16 protein-coding genes are annotated in these 16953 nt (G+C 64.5%); 13 read left to right on the forward strand and 3 right to left on the reverse strand.

Features of this window, described 5'->3' with window-relative positions:
• The first annotated feature begins 88 nt into the window (after nucleotides 1–88).
• From YH64_RS28895 to YH64_RS28925, 7 genes are all read left to right on the forward strand, one after another.
• Complete coding sequence (locus YH64_RS28895; protein ID WP_046807813.1) at nucleotides 89–1249, forward strand: MFS transporter; 1161 nt, start codon at nucleotides 89–91, stop codon at nucleotides 1247–1249.
• A 100-nt stretch (nucleotides 1250–1349) separates the two neighbouring features.
• Nucleotides 1350–4007: a leucine--tRNA ligase gene (gene leuS, locus YH64_RS28900; protein ID WP_046807799.1), complete on the forward strand. Its 2658-nt coding sequence runs from the start codon at nucleotides 1350–1352 to the stop codon at nucleotides 4005–4007.
• An 11-nt stretch (nucleotides 4008–4018) separates the two neighbouring features.
• Nucleotides 4019–4681 (forward strand): LPS assembly lipoprotein LptE, encoded by a 663-nt coding sequence (gene lptE / locus YH64_RS28905; RefSeq protein ID WP_046807800.1) that lies wholly within the window; start codon nucleotides 4019–4021, stop codon nucleotides 4679–4681.
• Between the two features lie 3 nt (nucleotides 4682–4684).
• Nucleotides 4685–5740: a DNA polymerase III subunit delta gene (gene holA / locus YH64_RS28910; RefSeq protein ID WP_046807801.1), complete on the forward strand. Its 1056-nt coding sequence runs from the start codon at nucleotides 4685–4687 to the stop codon at nucleotides 5738–5740.
• A 106-nt stretch (nucleotides 5741–5846) separates the two neighbouring features.
• Entirely contained in the window at nucleotides 5847–7127 is a 1281-nt protein-coding gene (locus YH64_RS28915) for a glutamate-5-semialdehyde dehydrogenase (protein WP_046807802.1), read from the forward strand.
• 159 nt (nucleotides 7128–7286) lie between these two features.
• Nucleotides 7287–7667, forward strand: coding sequence for a hypothetical protein (locus tag YH64_RS28920; protein ID WP_185975433.1), 381 nt, complete (start codon nucleotides 7287–7289; stop codon nucleotides 7665–7667).
• 4 nt (nucleotides 7668–7671) lie between these two features.
• Nucleotides 7672–8457, forward strand: coding sequence for a 2-keto-4-pentenoate hydratase (locus tag YH64_RS28925; protein ID WP_046807804.1), 786 nt, complete (start codon nucleotides 7672–7674; stop codon nucleotides 8455–8457).
• Between the two features lie 30 nt (nucleotides 8458–8487).
• On the opposite strand, the gene YH64_RS28930 is transcribed toward YH64_RS28925, so the two are convergent.
• On the reverse strand, nucleotides 8488–9915 hold the full coding sequence (locus YH64_RS28930; protein ID WP_046807805.1) for an amidase family protein: 1428 nt from the start codon (nucleotides 9913–9915) through the stop codon (nucleotides 8488–8490).
• A gap of 94 nt (nucleotides 9916–10009) precedes the next feature.
• Nucleotides 10010–10879, reverse strand: coding sequence for a LysR family transcriptional regulator (locus YH64_RS28935; protein ID WP_046807806.1), 870 nt, complete (start codon nucleotides 10877–10879; stop codon nucleotides 10010–10012).
• 165 nt (nucleotides 10880–11044) lie between these two features.
• Here YH64_RS28935 and YH64_RS28940 point away from each other — a divergent pair, with 165 nt between their 5' ends.
• The 4 genes from YH64_RS28940 to YH64_RS28955 all read left to right on the forward strand — a co-directional run bounded on the left by YH64_RS28940 (nucleotide 11045) and on the right by YH64_RS28955 (nucleotide 14293).
• The gene (locus tag YH64_RS28940) at nucleotides 11045–12442 is read left to right on the forward strand and encodes an MFS transporter (protein ID WP_052946149.1); all 1398 of its coding nucleotides are present in this window, start codon (nucleotides 11045–11047) and stop codon (nucleotides 12440–12442) included.
• Nucleotides 12443–12509: 67 nt separating this feature from the next.
• Complete coding sequence (locus YH64_RS28945) at nucleotides 12510–13457, forward strand: 3-hydroxyacyl-CoA dehydrogenase NAD-binding domain-containing protein (protein WP_046807807.1); 948 nt, start codon at nucleotides 12510–12512, stop codon at nucleotides 13455–13457.
• Between the two features lie 142 nt (nucleotides 13458–13599).
• Nucleotides 13600–13872 (forward strand): GNAT family N-acetyltransferase, encoded by a 273-nt coding sequence (locus YH64_RS28950; RefSeq protein WP_046807808.1) that lies wholly within the window; start codon nucleotides 13600–13602, stop codon nucleotides 13870–13872.
• A 19-nt stretch (nucleotides 13873–13891) separates the two neighbouring features.
• Nucleotides 13892–14293: a YchJ family protein gene (locus tag YH64_RS28955; RefSeq protein ID WP_046807809.1), complete on the forward strand. Its 402-nt coding sequence runs from the start codon at nucleotides 13892–13894 to the stop codon at nucleotides 14291–14293.
• Between the two features lie 10 nt (nucleotides 14294–14303).
• On the opposite strand, the gene YH64_RS28960 is transcribed toward YH64_RS28955, so the two are convergent.
• Entirely contained in the window at nucleotides 14304–15182 is an 879-nt protein-coding gene (locus YH64_RS28960; protein WP_046807810.1) for a LysR substrate-binding domain-containing protein, read from the reverse strand.
• 110 nt (nucleotides 15183–15292) lie between these two features.
• On the opposite strand from YH64_RS28960, the gene YH64_RS28965 reads away from it, so the two are divergent.
• Both YH64_RS28965 and YH64_RS28970 read left to right on the forward strand, forming a co-directional pair.
• On the forward strand, nucleotides 15293–16006 hold the full coding sequence (locus YH64_RS28965; protein WP_046807811.1) for a haloacid dehalogenase type II: 714 nt from the start codon (nucleotides 15293–15295) through the stop codon (nucleotides 16004–16006).
• 70 nt (nucleotides 16007–16076) lie between these two features.
• Nucleotides 16077–16817, forward strand: a complete 741-nt coding sequence (locus YH64_RS28970) for an aldolase (RefSeq protein WP_046807812.1) — start codon at nucleotides 16077–16079, stop codon at nucleotides 16815–16817.
• Nucleotides 16818–16953: the final 136 nt, after the last annotated feature.

The following is a 16953-nucleotide window of genomic DNA, read 5'->3' on the forward strand; positions in this document are numbered from 1 at the left end:
CCGCTTCAGGCCACCTTCCCCCGCCTCCCCGCCCCCCGCCCCGCCTACCCCGCCCACCCCGACGCTGACCGCGCCGATCGTCCTGTTGATGTCGATCGCGACCGGCCTGGCCGTCGCCAGCAACTACTACGCGCAACCGCTGCTGCATACGATTGGCCAGCAATTCGGGCTGTCCAACGCCGCGGCGGGGGCCATCGTCACCACGGCCCAATTGAGCTACGCGCTGGGTTTGATGCTGCTGGTGCCGCTGGGCGATCTCTTTGAACGCCGCCGTCTGATCGTGCTGATGACCTTGCTGTCAGCGGGCGGCCTGTTGATTTCTTCCTTCGCCACCCACATCGCGGTGCTGCTGCTGGGCACGGCGCTGACGGGGCTGTTGTCCGTAGTGGCCCAGATTCTGGTGCCGTTCGCGGCCACCCTTGCCGCCCCGCACGAGCGCGGCAAGGCGGTGGGCACGGTCATGAGCGGCCTGCTGCTGGGCATTCTGCTGGCTCGCACCGTGGCAGGCGTGCTGGCGGACGTGGGCAGTTGGCGCACCGTGTACTGGGTGGCCGCCGTGCTGATGCTGGGCATGTCCGCCGCCCTGTGGCGTGTGCTGCCGCGCTACCAGAGCCCCACCACGATGAGCTATCCGCGCCTGTTGGGCTCGATCCTGCGCATGTTTGTCCAAGAGCCGCTGTTTCGCGCGCGGTCCCTGCTGGGCTTTTTGCTGTTCGCCGCGTTCAGCATGCTGTGGACGCCGTTGACCTTCCTGCTGGCCAGCCCGCCCTATCAATACAGCAACACCACCATCGGCCTGTTCGGCCTGGCCGGGGCGGCGGGCGCCTATGCCGCGAACCGCTTCGGCCGCCTGGCCGACCGGGGCCTGGGCAACCTGGCCACGCGCGTGGGCCTGTTGCTGCTGCTGGGGTCCTGGGGGCTGATGGCCTTTGGCCAGGTCTCGGTATTTGCCCTGTTGGCGGGCATTCTGGTGCAGGACCTGGCCATCCAGGGCGTTCATGTCACCAATAGCAGTTCGCTCTATCGCCTGCGTCCCGAAGCACGCAGCCGCCTTACCGCGGGCTACATGACCAGCTACTTCCTCGGCGGCGCCTCCGGTTCACTGGTATCGTCCTGGCTTTACGCCCATTTCGGCTGGCCCGGCGTGGTCATCGCGGGCGCTGTTCTGGGCGTGGTTACATTGGCATACGGCGTCTTGGCGCCCAGTGCGCGCATCCCCGAAACAGCCCCGCCCCCTAGCCGCGTCTAGCACCTCCTATAATCAGGGGTTTTGACCGCCACCGCGTCAGGCCGCCCCCGCGTCCACGCGGCAGGGCGGCTAGCCCTTTTTTGCCACCGTGCCCGAGCCCATGCAGGAACGTTACCTCCCCACTACCGTCGAAGCGGCCGCCCATCAAGACTGGCAGGCCCGCGACGCCTATCTGGTCCACGAACACGCGAAGAACGCCGACGGCTCCGAAAAGCCGAAGTTCTACGCCTGCTCGATGCTGCCCTACCCCAGTGGCAAGCTGCATATGGGCCACGTGCGCAACTACACCATCAACGACATGATGGCGCGTCAGTTGCGCATGCGCGGCTATAACGTCCTGATGCCCATGGGCTGGGATGCCTTCGGCATGCCGGCGGAAAATGCCGCCATCAAGTCCAAGGTGCCGCCTGCCAAGTGGACCTACGACAACATCGCCTACATGAAGAAGCAGATGAAGGCGATGGGTCTGGCAATCGACTGGACGCGCGAAATGTGCGCCTGCGATCCGCAATACTACAAATGGAACCAGTGGCTGTTCCTAAAGATGCTGGAAAAGGGCGTGGCCTACCGCAAGACCCAGGTCGTGAACTGGGACCCGGTCGACCAGACCGTGCTGGCCAACGAACAGGTCATCGACGGCCGTGGCTGGCGCTCAGGCGCGCTGGTTGAAAAGCGCGAGATCCCGGGCTACTACCTGCGCATCACCGACTACGCCGACGAACTGTTGGGCGCTGTCCAGAACGACCTGCCCGGCTGGCCCGAGCGCGTTCGCCTGATGCAGGAAAACTGGATCGGCAAGTCCGAAGGCCTGCGCTTTGCCTTCCCGCACAAGATCGCCGGCCAGGACGGCCAGCTAATCCAGGACGGCAAGCTGTACGTTTTCACCACCCGCGCCGACACGATCATGGGCGTGACCTTCTGCGCCGTGGCGCCGGAACACCCGCTGGCCACGCATGCCGCGCAAAACAACCCCGAGCTGGGCGCGTTCATCGAACAGTGCAAGCTGGGCGGCACGACCGAGGCCGAAATGGCCACGCGCGAAAAAGAAGGCATGCGCACGGGCCTGACCGTCACGCACCCTGTCACGGGCGCGGACGTCGAAGTGTGGGTCGGCAACTACGTGCTGATGACCTACGGCGACGGCGCCGTCATGGGCGTGCCCGCCCACGACGAACGCGACTTTGCCTTCGCCAAGAAATACGACTTGCCCATCGTGCAAGTCGTGGACGTGCCCGGCAAGGAATACTCCACCGCTGCCTGGCAGGAATGGTATGGCGACAAGCAGTCTGGCCGCACCATCAATTCCGGCAAGTACGACGGCCTCTCGCACAAGGACGCCGTGGACGCCATCGCGGCCGACCTGGGCGCGCAAGGCCTGGGCGAAAAGCAAACCACGTGGCGCCTGCGCGACTGGGGCATCTCGCGCCAGCGCTACTGGGGCACCCCGATCCCGATCATCCACTGCGCCGACTGCGGCCCGGTGCCGGTTCCCGAAAAAGACCTGCCCGTCGTCCTGCCCGACGACCTGATCCCGGACGGCAGCGGCAACCCGCTGGCCAAGAACGAAGCCTTCCTGTCCTGCGCCTGCCCCAGCTGCGGCAAGCCCGCGCGCCGCGAAACGGACACGATGGACACGTTTGTGGACTCGTCCTGGTACTTCATGCGCTACACCTCGCCGGGCAACGACAACGCCATGGTCGACGCGCGCAATGACTACTGGATGCCGATGGACCAGTACATCGGCGGCATCGAGCACGCCGTGCTGCACTTGCTGTACGCCCGCTTCTGGACCAAGGTCATGCGCGACATGGGCCTGCTCAATTTCGACGAGCCCTTCACCAAGCTGCTGTGCCAGGGCATGGTGCTGAACCATATCTATTCGCGCAAGACGCCCCAGGGCGGCATTGAATACTTCTGGCCCGAAGACGTTGAAAACGTCTACGACGACCGTGGCGCCATCACCGGTGCCAAGCTCAAGTCGGACGGTTCCGCCATCAACTACGGCGGCGTGGGCACGATGTCCAAGTCCAAGAACAACGGTGTCGATCCGCAATCGCTGATCGACACGCTGGGCGCCGACACGGCACGCCTGTTCGTCATGTTCGCCAGCCCGCCCGAGCAGACGCTTGAATGGTCGGATTCGGGCGTGGAAGGTTCCAACCGCTTCCTGCGTCGCCTGTGGTCCATCAGCTACGCGCGCCGCGACGCCGTGGCACGTGGCCTGGCCAATGGCGCTGACTGGGCGCAAGCCACCGCCGCCGTCAAGGATCTGCGCCGCGAGGTCTACACGCTGCTCAAGCAAGCCGACTACGACTACCAGCGCATCCAGTACAACACCGTCGTGTCCGCCTGCATGAAGATGCTGAACGCCATCGACGACGCCAAGCTGCCCGAGGACGCCGCGGCCGATGCCGCCTACGCCGAAACGCTGGGCGTGCTGCTGCGCGTGCTGTACCCGGTGGTCCCGCACATCACCTGGCACCTGTGGCAAGACCTGGGCTACGCGAAAGAGCTGGGCGACCTGCTGGACGCGCCGTGGCCGCATGTGGACGAAGCCGCGCTGATCGCGGACGAAATCGAGCTGATGCTCCAGGTCAACGGCAAGCTGCGCGGCTCGATCCGCGTGGCCGCCGGCGCCGCCAAGGAAGACATCGAAAAGCTCGCTGCCAGCCAGGAAGAGGTCTCGCGCTTCCTGGAAGGCCGCCCGCCCAAGCGCGTCATCGTGGTGCCGGGCAAACTGGTCAACGTCGTAGGCTGATGAGGTCAAGCATGTACTTCGCCGGGCAACTCTCGCACTCCCCCCGCCAATCGTGGCTGCTGCGCGGCGCCTGCCTGGCGCTGTTCATGCTGCTGTCCGCTTGCGGCTTCGCACTGCGCGGCGTTACGCCGATGCCGTTCGACACGCTTTATGTCGGCATGCCCGATACCACTCAGTTTGGCGCGGACGTGCGCCGCGCCCTGCGCGCGGCCTCGCCCAATACCAAGCTGGTGGATTCGCCCAAGGAAGCGCAGGCCATTCTTCAGCAGGTTGGCGATACGCGTACGTTGCGCGAGGTGTCTCTGAACGCCCAGGGCCGGGTCGAGGAATACGAACTGGGTATCAACTACACGTTCCGTCTCATCGACAACAAGGGCCGTGCGTTGATCCCGGACACCACCTTGTCCATCTACCGCGAAATGCCGTACGACGACCAAGTGGTGCAGGCCAAGCAAGGTCAGATCGACACCTTGTATAAAGCCATGCAGCGCGACCTGGTGTCTCGTCTGCTGCGCCGCATGACCGCACCGGACGTGCGCCGCGCATTCGAGCAGGCTGAAGAACGCGGGGAAACCGGCGAGATTCCGCTGTACGACCCGAACGCGCCGCAGCAAAAGAGCACGCCCACGCCGTGGCAGACGCCGCAAACCACCGACCCGGCGATCTTGCGTTAGCCCATGGCACAGCCTTTGGACGCGGATCGGCTTGCCGAACACCTGCAGCGCCCGGGCAATCAGCTCGCGCCGCTATACACGGTGTCCGGCGACGAGCCTTTGCTGGTCACCGAAGCCGTGGATACGTTGCGCGCCTCGGCGCGCAACGCCGGCTACACCGACCGGCTTTCGATGGTGATGGACGCCCGCAGCGACTGGAGCGCCGTCACTGCCGCAACGCAAAGCGTGTCGCTGTTCGGCGACCGCCGCATCCTTGAAATCAAGATCCCCACCGGCAAGCCCGGCAAGTCCGGCGCCGACACGCTGGCCAAGCTGGCCGAGCAGGCCGAAAAGCAGCCTGATGCCGACACGCTGATCCTCATTGCGCTTCCCCGGCTGGACAAAGCCACCCGCGAAAGCCGCTGGGTGCAGGCGCTGAACCGGGGCGGCGTGATGGTCGACATCGCCAACATCGAGCGCGGCCGGCTGCCTGCCTGGGTGGGCATGCGGCTGGCTCGGCAAAACCAGCGTGCCGACGCCGCCACGTTGCAATGGATGGCTGACAAGGTCGAAGGCAACCTGCTGGCTGCGCACCAGGAAATCCAGAAGCTGGGCTTGCTGTATCCCGAAGGCCAACTGGCGGCCGAGGACGTAGAGCGCGCGGTACTGAACGTTGCGCGCTACGATGTTTTCGGCCTGCGCGACGCCATGCTGGCGGGCGACATCGCTCGCACCATCCGCATGATCGACGGCCTGCGCGCCGAAGGCGAAGCGCTGCCGCTGGTGCTCTGGGCGGTCGGCGAAGAAATCCGCCTGCTTGCCCGCATCGCGGAAGCGCGTGCGCTGGGCCAGGACGCCAACGGGCTGATGCGTCGGTTGCGTATATTCGGCGCGCACGAGCGCCTGGCATTACAGGCGCTGAACCGGGTGCAGCCCGCCGTCTGGCCCGCAGCCGTGCAGCACGCCCACGACGTGGATCGCCTGATCAAGGGCTTGTCCGTCGCCGGACGGCTTTCGGACCCCTGGGAAGAAATGACCCGGCTGGCGCTGCGCGTGGCCGCCGCCGGCGGGCGACCGTGAAGGCCGCCCCGCGCACGCCGTCCTTTGTCCGGATATAAACTGAATCTTCAGACGGCGCTTAGGGTTACGCCCACGGGCTCCGCCGTCTCTTCCGTTGCACTCATTCATGATTGACACTGCCATGTCCTCGTCTTCCATCGAACACGCCATGCTGACCTTGGGCGAAAACGCCCGGCGCGCCTCGCGCGCGATGATGCGCGCCAACAGCGCCGCCAAGAACAAGGCGTTGCTGGCCATGGCCGACGCCCTGGCCGCCAGCCACGATGAGCTCAAGGCCGCCAACGAAAAGGATGTGTCCGCCGCCCGCGCCAACGGGCTGGAACCGGCACTGCTGGACCGCCTGACCCTGTCCGACAAAACGTTGGCGCACATGGCCGAGGGCTTGCGCCAGATTGCCGCCCTGCCCGATCCTATCGGCAGCATCACGGCCACCACGGTGCGTCCTAACGGCATGCGCGTGGCGCAAATGCGGGTCCCGCTTGGGGTCATCGGCATCATTTACGAGTCCCGCCCCAACGTCACGATCGACGCGGCCGCGCTGTGCTTGAAGTCCGGCAACGCCGCGATCCTGCGTGGCGGCAGCGAAGCTTTGCACTCCAATATCGCGTTAGGCCGGGTCGTGCAAACCGGTCTGGCCGCGGCCGGCTTGCCGCCGGACGCCGTGCAGGTCGTCGCCACCGCGGACCGGGCTGCCGTGGGCAAACTCATCACCATGACGGAACATATCGACGTCATCGTTCCGCGCGGCGGCAAGGGCTTGATTGCGCGGCTGGCGCAAGAAGCCCGTGTGCCATTGATCAAGCACCTGGACGGCAACTGCCACATCTACATTGACGCGGCGGCCGATCCGGATAAGGCGCACACCATTGCCTTTAACGCCAAGACCTACCGCTATGGCATCTGCGGCGCGATGGAAACGTTGCTGGTCGATGCCGTGGCCTCCGTTTCCATTCTGCCCACCCTGGCGGCAGCCCTGATCGAGCATGGCGTCGAACTGCGCGGCTGCCCGCGCACGATGGCCTTGCTGCCCCACATCACCCCTGCCACGGAAGAAGACTGGGGCACGGAATACCTGGGCCCGATCCTGGCCGTTCGTATCGTTGACACGCTGGATGACGCCATCGAGCACATCGCGCGCTGGGGCTCGGGCCACACCGACGCTATCGTCACCGAAGACCTGTCGGCGGCGCAGCGCTTTCAGCGTGAAGTGGATTCCAGCTCGGTCTACGTCAACCTGCCGACCTGCTTTGCGGACGGTTTCGAATACGGCCTGGGCGCTGAAATCGGCATCTCGACGAACCGTCTGCATGCGCGCGGCCCGGTCGGCCTGGAAGGCCTGACCACGCTGAAATGGGTGTTGAACGGTGAAGGCCAGGTTCGCGGCTGAACCACATCAGCCCTGGGCGGCCTGGCCGCCCGACATCGCTGACGCTGCCCTGAACACGGGGCGGCGCCAAGCCTTCTACAATACGGGCAGATTTTTTCCCCGCTTTCGTTCTGCCCTTTTTTCATCTAACGCGGCACGCCGCGCAATCTTGAGATCCCCATGCATTCACCTGTCATGGCCATGGCCTTCAGCCTTTTCGTGCTTTGCTTCATCACCTGCACGCTGAGCGGCATTGTCCTGTTTTTCCTGAAAAACAAAGAGATCAACGCCGCGTTCAAGCATCCCTATTTGCAACACCGCCCGTGGAAACAGTATCCCCTGTCGATCCAGGCGGCCATCATGCTGGACTATTTTTTCCGCCTGATGTTTCCCGGCACGCGGTTCTGGTTGATCGGCAATGCCAACGATTTGCTGGGTCACGTCGACCCCAAGAAAACGCCGCTTTCGCTGAAATGGCCCATCGTTGGCTTTTGGGGCTCGTGCTGGCTGGGCCTGATCGCCATGATCGTCCTGTGGGTGATGCTGTACCTGGGAGCCTGAGCCCATGCAGATCCGAATCGAAGACTATCCCGGCAGCATCGACGCCGCCCGCACGTTGATCGCCGCGCGCGAATCCGGCGTGGCCGGCCCGCGCTTGCCGGCGGACTGCCGCCCGCAATCAATGGGGCAGGCATTCGCGGTTCAACAGCGCACCGCACAGCTATTGCAGGAAACGCGCCAGGACCGCATTGCGGCCTGGAAAAGCGCGCTACCCTCGCCCGAGAAAATGGTTGTGGCGCCGATTTACGCATCGGGCACCGTCTATGCCGAGGCTGGCCCCGTTGCCACGCGCACGCAAGTGGTGCGCATTGAGCCGGAAATTGCGTTCGAGCTGGCGCAAGACCTGCCCGCCCGCGACACGCCCTACACCGACGCCGAGATTGACGCGGCCGTGGGCGGCGCTCGGCTGGCGCTGGAAGTGCTGGGCTGCCGCTACGCGTCGCCCGAACATGCCAGCCTGCCAGAGCTGCTTGCCGACCACATGTTCAACGAAGGCCTGGTGCTGGGGGCGCGCATCGCCAGCGCCGACGCGGTTCCTTCAAGCATGACGCTGACCTTGTCGGTCGGCGGACGCGAAGTTGAACAACATCCTGGCTTTCACCCTAACGATCGCCCGAAGGCCGGCTTGTACTGGTTGGCCAATTTCCTGCGCGAACAAGGCTTGGGGCTGCATGCCGGGCAGCACGTCATCACCGGTTCTTATGCCGGGTTCCTGGACGTGCCGGCGCATCAAGACATCGAGCTCGTCTACGGCGAGCTCGGCGTGCTGCGCGTGCGGTTTGGCAGCTAGGGCGTCGGGCTAACGCAAGGCCGCACGCCGTCAACGCGGTGCGGGTTTGAAGTCCGGTTCCGCGATAGTGACGGCGGCATCGCCCGCCTCGATAATTTCGGCAGCGGCCAGGCATAGATCTTCGCGATAGCGTCCCGCAACGATCTGCACCCCGACGGGGCTTGGCCCGACGCTGCTCATGGCGTTGCCCATCGCCACCGACAACCCGGGCAAGCCCATGAAGGGCACGCCGATCTGCGTCATCTGCGCACGCCACACGCGCGCGTAAGCCGCGTCGCCCTGCAAATCCAGATTGTCGGGAAAGGGCAATTCCGCGGATACCGGCAGCAACAGCACCGGATATTCGGAAAGGAAGATTTCCCACAAGCGGGTCAACGTAGCCCGACGCGTCAGCACCGCGGAAAAATTGTTCAGGTTTGCGTCGGCGGCCTTGTCGCGCTGGCCGCGCAGGGCCACCAAAGCCCCTGGGTCGCCTTCCTTTTCGGCCGCCGCCAACATGGCCTCATAGCCGTCCGCCATCCACATGCGGATCTGCAAGTCGGCCGCCTCTTGCATGGGCGGCACGGCATCCAGTGTGTCTACCGTCCAGCCCGCGTCGCTAAGCCTGCGGGCGGCTTCCTGCAATGCCTTGACGACAGCGGGCTCGGGGTTCATGCCATCCGGGTTCACGCACAGCGCGGCGCGGCGGGGAACGTCGGGGCCCACAAGCGGCGCCGGCACCCACCAAGGGTCGCGAGGGTCACGCGCGGACATGGCCGCCAGCCCCAAGCGCACGTCGGCAATGGTGCGCCCCAATGGCCCCGACACGGCCGTCAATTGGCCGCCGATGGAACGTTCCGGCAAGGCCCCGTTGTACGCGGGCACGCGGCCCAGCGATGGCCGCAACCCGTGCACGCCGCAGGCGTAGGCCGGGTAGCGGATGGACCCAGCGATATCGGTGCCATGGGCCAGATGGCCGATGCCCGCCGCCACCGCCGATGCCGCGCCACCCGACGAGCCACCTGGCGTCAATGCCTTGTTGCGCGGGTTGCGCGTGTCCCCGTGCAGGCCGTTACCCGTGAACCAGCGCAACGAAAACGCGGGCGTGTTCGTGCGGCCAAGAATCACCGCGCCGGCGCGCAGCAGGTTGTCAACGACGGGGCTGTTCTGCGCGGCGATCACGTCCTTTTGCAGGCTGACGCCGTTGGTCGTGGCGTAGCCTGCCTGGTCGACGTTGACCTTGACCGTAACGGGCACACCGGCCAGCACGCCGGGATCTTCGCCGCGTGCCAGCTGCGCATCGACCTCGCGTGCGCGGGCCAGGACCTCGTCAGGGCGATGATCGACCACGGCATTAAGCGCGGGGTTGACGGCATCGAGCCGGTCCAATGCGCTTTGCGCGGCCTGGACAGCCGATACGTCGCGCTGTCGGATTAGAGAGGCAAGCTCAACTGCGGATAAACGCCAAAGATCGGACACGCGTCACTCCTGATTCGTGGTTTTCCTGCGGGGCACGCAAACCTTAGCGCCTGTCGCGCGGCTCGACAAGCCACGGCTTACCGCAGTTGCGCGGCTATTTATCTTCTTCGAACACCTGAACGATGGCGTCGGCCACGGCGCGCACGCGCGCGGTGCGGTTCAGGTCCCCGTGCATGACCAGCCACAAATCATACGGTTCGCTGCGACCCGGCCAGATACGGACCAGGTCGGGATAATCCGGCGCCATGTGGGTGGGCAGCTCGCCGATGCCCAGGCCGGCCACCACGGCGGCAAGTATCATCATCCCGGAATTGAGCTCGATCGCGATGCGCCCGTTGCCCGTCGGCTCGCCGCAAAACGTGTCCGACCAGCCGGGCAAGACCGCCTGCTGGTACGTCACCAAGGTATGCCCGGCGAAGGCCGTACCCGGTTTGGGCTCACCGTGCGCGGCAAGATATTCGCGCGAGGCATACAGACCGACTTCCTTGCGGGCCAGGTGGCGCTGGATCAAATCGGGGCTGTCAGGCTTGACGTTGCGGATGGCCAGATCCGCCTCGCGACGGGTCAAGTTGCTGATCTGTATCGACGCCGACAGCACCACGCGTATGTCCGGATGCTGGACATGCACGCGGCGCACCGCCTCCATGATGAAGTAGCTGGCCACGGTTTCGGATGCCGCCACGCGCACCACGCCCGACAGGCGATGGTCCAGCCCCTGCATCTGCCGCTGCAGCTGGTCGGCGGCCGACTCCATGCGCTCCGCCGCGGCAAACGCCAATTCGCCCGCCGGCGTGGGCACGTACCCGCCAGGGGTGCGCAGAAACAGGCGCGCGTCCAGCGATGACTCCAGCGCGGCCAGGCGGCGGCCCGCCGTTGCCTGGTCGATCTGCAGCAATGCCGCCGCCCCGCGCAGCGTTCCCACGCGATAAATCGCCAGGAAGATCCTGGCATTGTCCCAATCCATAGCGCTGACCCTCGCTTCAGTCCATTGGCATCCCGAACGCGTTTCAGCCCTGCCACCCAGGGGACCGCGATGCATTTATGCATCACTATAAAGCAGTATTTCGGCTTTTTTGCATACCCGAAAACTTCTAAGCTTCAGTCCTTGGAATCCCGCCGTCTGCCTCTCATGAACACCGCCTGCCCATCACACCCCGTGCCCTCCCTCGACGCCAAGCCGGCCACTGCCTGGCTGCCGCTAGTCACCCTGGCCATCGGTTTCGTCATGGCCATGCTGGACGTGACCGTGGTCAACGTGGCGCTGCCCAGCATTGCCGTGCAGTTTGTCGTTCCCTTGACGGATCTGGTCTGGATCGTCGACGGTTACACGCTGACGTTTGCCGCGCTGCTGTTGGTGGCCGGCGCGCTGGCCGACCGCTATGGGGCCAAAACGGTTTATCTTGCCGGCCTGGCCGTGTTTACGTTTGCCTCATTGCTGTGCGGCCTGGCGCCCGACGCCAACACATTGATCGCGGCCCGCATGCTGCAAGGCCTGGGCGCCGCGCTGTTCATGCCCAGCTCGCTAAGCTTGCTGACGCACGCCTACGACGACGACCACGTGCGCAACCGCATGCTGGCCGCCTGGTCGGCGATCGTCGCGGTGGCGGGCGCCACCGGCCCCTTGCTGGGCGGTGTGTTGATCCATCAATTCGGTTGGCGCGGCATCTTTCTCATCAACCTGCCGTTGGGCGTGGTCGGGCTGTGGCTTGCCCGCCGCCGCATCCAGGCGGCCCCTCGCCGGCCGCGCGCGCTGAACCCGATCAGCCACCTGCTGGGCGTAATCGCGTTGTCGTCGTTGTGCTTCGTGCTGATCCAGGGCAACGCCTACGGCTGGACGTCGCCGCGCATTGCCGGCGTCACCGGCTTGTGCGCCCTGGCCATCGTATTGCTGGTGCGGCGCGAACGGCGCCACGCCGAACCGATACTGCCCCGCGTCCTGTTCCAGACGCCGCACTTTGCCGCGGCCAACGCGGTGGGCTTCCTGATCAATCTGGCTTCGTACGGGCAGTTGTTCCTGCTTAGCTTGTTCCTGCAACATGCGCGCGGCGCCGACGCCCTTCAGACCGGTATCCAGCTGGTGCCGATGCTGGCGGTTTTTTCAATCGGCAATTTGATTTCGGGGCGTGTATCCGCGCGCTGGAATGTGTCGGCAGCGCTATTGGGGGGCATGTCGCTGGCCGCCACCATGAGCGCCTTGGGGATCGTCGCCTTCACGCCCACGATCGCCTACTGGCCCTTCGCCATCCTGGTTGCGCTGGGCAATCTGGGCGTGGGAATCGCCGTGCCAGCGATGACCGGCATTGTGATGCAGAGTTCGGGCAAGCACCACGCCAACAGCGCGGCGGCGGCATTGAACGCGAATCGGCAGTCCGGCGCATTGGTCGGGGTGGCATTGATGGGCACCATCATGCATGTGCTGCCCGACTGGAACGCGACCCTGCCCGTCGCCTACGGCGTGATCGCCGCAAGCTACGCGGCGGGGGTCGGGCTGGTCTGGCGTCACTTGGGTCGCGCGCATAACGCATAAGGCGGGCATGCAAGCGCGGGGCGTTTGCATCACAATATGGGCCGATCCCTGCCACTCGGAGAGCCCTATGCCGCACCCTGCCACGCCCACGCCAGCCATCCGCCGCATCGCCATCGTTGGCGCCGGCACCATCGGGGCCAGTTGGGCAGCACTGTTCCTGGCGCATGGGCTGACGGTGGTGGTCAGCGACCCCGCCGCCGATGCCGAAGCACAAACCCGCGCGCGCGTTCAGGCCGCCTGGCCGGTGCTGAAGGAATTAGGCCGCGTCGTGGAAGGCGCGTCGCCGGACGCCCTGCTGTTCGAGCCGGACTTGGCGACGGCCTTGGTGGATGTGGACTTCGTGCAGGAAAACGCGCCCGAACGCGAGGACTTCAAGATCGAACTCTTTGCGCGGATGGACGCCCTACTGCCGCCTCGCGTGATCGTGGCCTCAAGTTCGTCGGGCCTGATCATGAGCCGCCTGCAATCGCGCTGCCAACATCCGGAGCGCTTCGTCATCGGGCATCCGTTCAATCCGCCGCATCTGATTCCGCTTGTGGAAGTGGTGGGGGGCGACAAGACGTCGGTTGAAGTCATCGAGCAAAGCATCGCGTTCTACCGGGCCATGGGCAAATACCCGATCCGACTGAACAAGGAAGTGCCGGGTCATATCGCCAACCGTCTGCAAGCGGCCGTTTGGCGCGAGGCCATCCATCTGGCCGCCGAAAACGTCGCCAGCGTGGCCGATATCGACGCCGCGGTGTCGCAAGGGCCGGGGTTGCGCTGGGCATTGTTCGGACCCCACATGACGTTCAACCTGGGCGGTGGCGCGGGCGGCCTGGCGCATTTCATGGACCACCTGCTGGGCCCGGTGCAAACCTGGTGGGACGACCTGGGCACACCCGAGGTCACTCCGGAACTACAGCGCAAACTTATCGAAGGCGTCAACGCCGAGGCGGGCCGGCGCAGCATCGCCGACATGGTGCAAACGCGCGACGCCCAACTGACGGCGTTGATCAAGGTGTTGCACCGATAAGTCGACGGGGCAGCCCTCTGCCCCCGAGCGCTGACGCGTTAAGCTGTTTGCTTACGACTACCGATTACCGATTACCGATTACCGATTACCGATCATCGGATGAATGCCGGCTGACCCACCGGTGCATCCAAGGAGCCTTCGAATGACTGTTGTCACCCAGGACCCCCGTCAATCCCGCTTCACCGCCACCGTCGACGGCGTGCTTTGCGTGTTGGACTACCAGTTGCAAGGCGACACGATGGCCATCGTTCATACCGGCGTCCCCAGCCAGGTCGGCGGGCGCGGCATCGCTGCGGAACTGACCCGGTCAGCGCTGGATACCGCGCGCGCCAATGGCTGGAAGGTCCGCCCATTGTGCTCGTATGCCGAGGTCTACATGCGCCGCCATCCCGAATACAACGACCTGCGAGCCTGATACGCGCCGCTGCCAAACCGTGACTAAGAAATCTGCTTCCCTGGCCGCTCCGTGCCCTTGCGGCGGCGCGGCCTACGACCGCTGCTGCGGCCGCTGGCATGAAGGCCCCCTGGCCATGCAGGCGCCCACCGCCGAGGCGCTGATGCGATCGCGATACAGCGCTTTCGTCCTGGACAAACTGCCTTACCTGCTAGCCAGTTGGCATCCCAGGACGCGGCCCGCAACGCTGGACCCGAATCCGCCGGACTTGAAATGGCTGGGGCTGTCCATCAAACAAGCGCGCGAACAGGACGCCGGTCACGCCACCGTGGAATTCGTGGCCCGCAGCCGCCAGGCAGGCCGCGCGCATCGCATGCACGAAGTCAGTCGCTTCGTGCGTGAAGACGGCCAGTGGTACTACGTGGACGGCGATGTGACTTGAACGCCGGCGTTCACGCCATCGCCGGGTCGCGCGTGTCGGCTTCTATGGCCTGCTGCAACGCGTACACGAGTTGTTGCTCGATGCTGCCTGGCACGCGGCGATTGCTGACGATGGCCAACTCGGTCGACGGCACCGGATCGAACCCGTCGCGTGCCACCAGCACCTGATGCGATTCCAGGGTGGCGAACGCAGGCAGCAAGCTCACGCCCAGCCCCGCCGCCACGGCCGCCTGCACGCCAGCAAGGCTATGGCTGTGATAAGCGCCGTACCAGGCGCGACCGGCGCTCTCCAACGCGTAAATCATCCGCTTGCGATAGATGCAGCCGTGCGGAAACATCACCAACGGCACGGGGCAATGTGGCGCCAGCGCAGCGTGTCGCTTGGCGCCGATCCAGACCAGACGCTCGGGCCATGCCGCCAGGCATGGGCCGTCGTCGGGCTCGCGTTTGATCAGGGCCAGGTCCAAGTCGCCGGAACCCAGTTTGGCGCGTAGCTCGGTGCTCATACCACTCGCGGTTTCCAGCCGGACGCCGGGATGGCTGGCCGCGAATCGCGCCAACAGCAACGTCAGCCGCGCCACGTCGAAGTCTTCAGGAATGCCCAGGCGTAAAACACGCGCTGCCTGGGGCGCCATCAAGGCATGTTCGGCCTCGTCGGCAATGGCTAACAGGCGGCGGGCGTACGCAAGCATCACTTCGCCATCCTCGGTCGCAGACACATTGCTGCCGGTTCGGTCGCGCAGCAGCAATGCCTTGCCCACCGTCTGCTCCAACTTGCGAACCTGCTGGCTGACGGTGGATTGTGTGCGATGCACGCGCTGGGCAGCGCGCGTGAAACTGCCTTCATCGGCAACGCAAACCAGCGTTCTCAAAAGTTCCAAGTCAAGCATGGCGGCCTTGATATTCGTTTATCAACTGAGAGGAGTTCGATTATTAATTTTACGACTTGATGCGGGACGTCCTACGCTGAGGATTCTTCTATTTTTCTTAGGGATCCACCATGCCGTTGAATTCGCTTCCCCGCCCGCAGTGGCTGACGTTTGACTGTTACGGCACGCTGATTCAGTGGGACGAAGGGCTACAGGCGGCGGTTGCCCGCATCCTGACTGGCAAGCCGCCGGCGCATTCAGCGCCCACAGCCGATGAGTTCCTGCACGCGTACGACCAACACGAGCATCGCCTGGAACGCACTCCGCCCCATCGCAGCTTTGCCGACATCTCGCGCGAGTCGCTACGGTTGACGATGCAGGACTTTGACCTGCCATATCGACCAGAAGATGCCGACATACTGATAGGCAGCATATCCGCCATGCCACCGTTTCCGGAAGTCGTGGACACGTTGGCCACGCTGAAACAGGCGGGCTTCCGCCTTTGCATCATTTCGAATACCGATGAAGACATCATTGCCGGCAACGTCGCGCAGCTGGGCGGGCATATCGACCGGGTGATCACGGCCGAATCCGCGGGCGCCTATAAGCCGTCTCGCAAAATCTTCGCGCATGCTCACCAGAGCCTTGGCGTCACGCCAGACGACATCGTGCATATTTGCGCCAGTCCACATCTTGACCATGCCGCTGCCCGCGACATCGGCTTCCGATGCGTCTGGATCGATCGGGGAACAGGCCGTCAGCTATTGCCTGACTATCGTCCGGACGCTACCGTACCGACATTGGACCGGGTGCCAGGAGTTTTTCGCAGCGCCGGTTGGTTATAACGCCGCAGCCTGGCCCTCTATAGTCGGATCAGGCGCGTTCCCTTACCCCTCCCTAAGCCTTAAGGCAGACATGAATCAAGAACCCCATTTCGCAGACGCCCTATATCACGCGGAACCCGTGACTGCGCTTCGCGCCGACTTGGCTTTGGCCTTGCGGGCGGCTGCGGCTCATGGCCTGGGCGAAGGCGTCTGCAATCACTTCAGCGTGGCGTTGCCCGGTGACCCCGACCACTTTCTGCTGAATCCCCGCGGTCTCATGTGGAATGAAGTTCAAGCCGATGACATCGTCCTGATCGATGCGCAAGGAAACAAACTGGCCGGTCGACATGCCGTTGAACCCACGGCGATGTTTATTCACGCTGCCATCCACCGTATCGCGGGCAAGGCCTGTGTCCTGCACACGCATATGCCATATGCCACGGCACTGACGCTTACCGCAGATCGAGGTCTGGACACAACGCTGTCTCAAAACGCAATGCGGTTCCACGGCAGGCTTGCCATCGACGAAAACTACAACGGCCTGGCCCTGGACGTCACCGAGGGCGAACGCATTGCGCATGCCATGCAAGGCGCGGACATCGTCTTCCTTGGCAATCACGGCGTTGTGGTTTGCGGCGAACGGCTGGACTACGCTTACGACGAATTGTTTTTCCTGGAACGCGCTTGCGCAGCGCAGGTCCTTGCGCAATCTACTGGCCGTCCGCTCAAACCGGTCAACGCTGACATCGCCACCAAAGTCGCCGCGCAGATTCAAAGCGAACGTCTTCAGTCAGAATTGTTCTTCGAAGCATTGCGCCGCCAGCTGCCATAAGCAGTCGTCGTCTGGTTCGCGCAAAATAAAAAACAAAACCCCCTCGCAGCGCGAGCTACGAGGGGGTTTAAATGATCTGTACTTGCAACGTCTGGGACGCGCAAAAAACAAAACCCCACAGGATTACCTGTGGGGT

The sequence above is a fragment of the Achromobacter sp. LC458 genome (genome assembly GCF_001005835.2).
GTDB classification, from domain to species: domain Bacteria; phylum Pseudomonadota; class Gammaproteobacteria; order Burkholderiales; family Burkholderiaceae_B; genus Achromobacter; species Achromobacter spanius_B.

Excerpts from the sequence above, each read along its gene's own strand:
- YH64_RS28895 (WP_046807813.1), top strand. The coding sequence starts at position 89 with ATGTCGATCGCGACCGGCCTGGCCGTCGCCAGCAACTACTACGCGCAA.
- leuS (WP_046807799.1), top strand. The coding sequence starts at position 1,350 with ATGCAGGAACGTTACCTCCCCACTACCGTCGAAGCGGCCGCCCATCAA.
- lptE (WP_046807800.1), top strand. The coding sequence starts at position 4,019 with ATGTACTTCGCCGGGCAACTCTCGCACTCCCCCCGCCAATCGTGGCTG.
- holA (WP_046807801.1), top strand. The coding sequence starts at position 4,685 with ATGGCACAGCCTTTGGACGCGGATCGGCTTGCCGAACACCTGCAGCGC.
- YH64_RS28915 (WP_046807802.1), top strand. The coding sequence starts at position 5,847 with ATGATTGACACTGCCATGTCCTCGTCTTCCATCGAACACGCCATGCTG.
- YH64_RS28920 (WP_185975433.1), top strand. The coding sequence starts at position 7,287 with ATGCATTCACCTGTCATGGCCATGGCCTTCAGCCTTTTCGTGCTTTGC.
- YH64_RS28925 (WP_046807804.1), top strand. The coding sequence starts at position 7,672 with ATGCAGATCCGAATCGAAGACTATCCCGGCAGCATCGACGCCGCCCGC.
- YH64_RS28935 (WP_046807806.1), bottom strand. The coding sequence starts at position 10,879 with ATGGATTGGGACAATGCCAGGATCTTCCTGGCGATTTATCGCGTGGGA.
- YH64_RS28940 (WP_052946149.1), top strand. The coding sequence starts at position 11,045 with ATGAACACCGCCTGCCCATCACACCCCGTGCCCTCCCTCGACGCCAAG.
- YH64_RS28945 (WP_046807807.1), top strand. The coding sequence starts at position 12,510 with ATGCCGCACCCTGCCACGCCCACGCCAGCCATCCGCCGCATCGCCATC.
- YH64_RS28950 (WP_046807808.1), top strand. The coding sequence starts at position 13,600 with ATGACTGTTGTCACCCAGGACCCCCGTCAATCCCGCTTCACCGCCACC.
- YH64_RS28960 (WP_046807810.1), bottom strand. The coding sequence starts at position 15,182 with ATGCTTGACTTGGAACTTTTGAGAACGCTGGTTTGCGTTGCCGATGAA.
- YH64_RS28965 (WP_046807811.1), top strand. The coding sequence starts at position 15,293 with ATGCCGTTGAATTCGCTTCCCCGCCCGCAGTGGCTGACGTTTGACTGT.
- YH64_RS28970 (WP_046807812.1), top strand. The coding sequence starts at position 16,077 with ATGAATCAAGAACCCCATTTCGCAGACGCCCTATATCACGCGGAACCC.